Source organism: Roseateles sp. P5_B10, from assembly GCF_056400485.1.
The window spans coordinates 1-2831 of the sequence record NZ_JBFULE010000686.1; the positions used below are offsets into that span (position 1 = coordinate 1).

The following is a 2831-nucleotide window of genomic DNA, read 5'->3' on the forward strand; positions in this document are numbered from 1 at the left end:
GCCCGAGTTGGTGCGGCGAATGCGCGAATTCGGCTAGGGCTGACAGGCCTGGTGCAGCAGGCGACGCGTGGCCTCGATATCAGCGCCGGCGTTCATGCGGCCAAGGCCGTACTGGCGCGCCAAATCGCGCCGGCGAAGCCGCTCCCCTGGTGACATGCGCGCGAAGTCATCGAGCGCCTTGGCAAAGCTGTCGATGTCGTCGACATCAACATCCCAACCAATATCTAGCGCCTGGAGGCCGCGCCATGGAGTCGCGTTGCTGATCAGTAGCACACAACCGGCGAGCAAGGCCTCAAGGATGACGTAGCCATTGTTCTCAGCGCGGGTGGGTAGCAGCAACAGCTCGTAGCGACCCATCGAGCGTTGCAGGTCGGCATGAGTTTGGGCGCCCAGATACCTTGCCTTGACGTGGGCCGGTAGTGCCTTGAGCAAGGGTTGGCACTGAGCCCAATACGTGGCGTCACCGATCGGGCCGATGATGTCCAGATGCACGGACGCATGAACTGCGTTCAGCACGGCTAACGCTGCCAACAGGTTCTTCTTCGGGTCGATGCGGGCAGCAAAGACGATGCGCAGCGGCTCGGTATCAAGGCCGATCTGTAGCGCTTGCAACTGTTGAAGATGGCGGGGCGGCAGATCGGGCGCCAAGCCAACTCGGGTGAATCCCAGGGCCCGCAATTCTCTGGCCTCCTCCAGACTGGTAGCGTGGAAGAGTACGTCGCGCAACATACCGGTGGCCCGGAGAAGCTGCAGATAGGCTTGCTTGCGACGGCGCTTGTGCTGCATCGCGCCTGCCATCAACTCACCGCGTGGCGCGAGCAGCACGGGCGCCGGCTTGCCGGCCAGCAGTCGACGAGCGAGCAGCGGCGTGAGCGAGAAGCCGCGTGACAGGAAGCTGTTCAGATAGATGAGATCGAAGCCTTCAGCCAGCAGCGCGCGCAGCGTCTGCCAACGCCCTGGTGCAGGCAGGTAGCGGATATCGATCTTCGCCTGCGAGCGCGCTGCGGCGCGGGCGGCCTCGGGGTAGGGCGTGTGGTCGCGCAGGTCATGGTTGCTGGTCGCCACGACGAATTCGAAATCCTCGTGCAGATGTTGGACGAGATAGTCCACCGCCCGCACCAGGCCGCCACCTTGCTCGCTAGGCAGGAAAAATGGCGCCAGGATGAGGATCCGAGGTTTGACCGTCATGGCCGGGCAGCGTTGTTCAACCACGMCTCCAATTGAGAGATCAGCGCGGAGCGGTCGAACTCGCGGCAGCAATAGGCTTTGGCGCGCTGGCCCATCAGACCGCGCTCGGCAATGGGCATGGACGCCAAAGCACGGGCATGGCTCGCCAGGGCCTGCGCATCACCTGCGGGGGCCACGAGGCCGGCACCTGCTTCTGTGATGACCCGCGCGCCCTCGCCGTCCAGCATGGCCAGCAGGGGCTTGCCTGCAGCCAGGTATGCCTGGACCTTGCCGGGGATGGTCATTGCGAAAATGGGCTCTGCCTTCAGGGACACGAGCAGCGCGTCGGCGCCCTTGAAGAACTCCGGCATCCGTTCGATGGGGTGGCGGCCGAGCATGAAAACGGTGGATTGCAGACCGCGGCGCATGATCTCAGCACGCACCCAGTCGGCCTGACGGCCATCGCCGACGATGAGCCAGTGGATGTCGCTGCGTTCGCGAGTGGCCTCGGAGGCGGCCAACAGTGCCGGAAAGTCCTGGGCATCGCCGAGATTGCCGGCGAACATGATCTTGAAGACGCCAGTGTGCGCAGCAAGCTCTGCGGCTGGTTCGACTGCGCTCAAATCGCCGTCGAAGATAGCTTCGGCCCATTGTGGAAAGTAGCGGCTCTTGGTCGGCGCTTGTGACCAGCGCTCGATCGCAGGGAAGAAGCCCTTGGACTGGGCCAGGATCAGATCGCAGCGCTTGTAGATGAAGCGCACCAGAGTACCGACAGCGTCGAGACCGCGCGCACTCTTGACCATCCCGACCGCTGCCAGCGTATCAGGCCAGAGGTCGAGCACCCAGAGCAGCAGCGGCGCACGCTTGATGCGGCGAAGCAGCACAGCGGGAAGCGCCGATGTGATCGGCGATGTCTCGAAACAGAAGATCGCGTCGAAGCGCCTGCCGCGCAGCTTCCACGGGCCGAGCAGGCAGCCCCAGAACACAAAGCTCCAATAGTTGAGCAGCAGCCGGATCGAGCCCTTGCTGCGCGGGCGCAGCGGCAGGCGCAAGACCTCTGCGCCGTGATACTGAGCGAAGGCGCCAGGGTCTGCCACATAGTCGTGGAAGATGTCGCCGCCGGGATAATTGGGCCGCCCGGTCAATACCGTCACCTCGTGGCCGCGCGCGCGCAGTTCGGAGACGATCTCATTGACGCGAAAGACCTCAGGCCAGAAGTACTGGCTGACGACGAGCACGCGCATCAGTCCGCCGTCACTCGTATTGGCGCCAGACGACACGCTTCACGTAGTCGGTATAGCTGTGGATGATGCGGACGACCTTGTCCGACACATTGGGCATGCTGTAGTCGTCAACCAGCCGCAATCCCCGGTCTTCGCCGCGTGGTTGGGTGTCGAGGATGGCGAGGCCCTGGCGGACGCGGTCGACGGACAGGCCGGTCATCATGACGGCGCCTTCCTCCATGCCCTCGGGCCGTTCATGCGCCTCGCGCAGATTGAGCGCCGGGAAGTTCAGGATCGACGACTCCTCGTTGATGGTCCCGCTGTCCGACAGCACGGCCTTGGCTGACGTCTGCAGGCGCACGTAGTCAAGGAAGCCGAGGGGCTTCATCAGCTTGATGCCAGCATGAAAGACGATGCCTTCGGCATCGATACGTTTCTGCG

At 63.8% G+C, this 2831-nt stretch carries 3 protein-coding genes; all 3 read right to left on the reverse strand.

Annotated features, from left to right (window positions below; all coding sequences use genetic code 11):
- Positions 1–33: 33 nt before the first annotated feature.
- Positions 34–1188 (reverse strand): glycosyltransferase family 4 protein, encoded by a 1155-nt coding sequence (locus AC1DU6_RS25970; RefSeq protein WP_477860636.1) that lies wholly within the window; start codon positions 1186–1188, stop codon positions 34–36.
- Positions 1185–2411: a glycosyltransferase family 4 protein gene (locus AC1DU6_RS25975; protein ID WP_477860638.1), complete on the reverse strand. Its 1227-nt coding sequence runs from the start codon at positions 2409–2411 to the stop codon at positions 1185–1187. Before AC1DU6_RS25975 ends, AC1DU6_RS25970 begins: the two co-directional genes overlap by 4 nt.
- Positions 2412–2421: 10 nt before the next feature.
- On the reverse strand, positions 2422–2831 hold a 410-nt coding region (locus tag AC1DU6_RS25980), incomplete at its 5' end, for a UDP-N-acetylglucosamine 2-epimerase (protein ID WP_477860640.1).

What these genes read in the sequence shown, in the direction of transcription:
- AC1DU6_RS25970 (WP_477860636.1), bottom strand. Translation starts at nt 1,188, where the DNA reads ATGACGGTCAAACCTCGGATCCTCATCCTGGCGCCATTTTTCCTGCCT.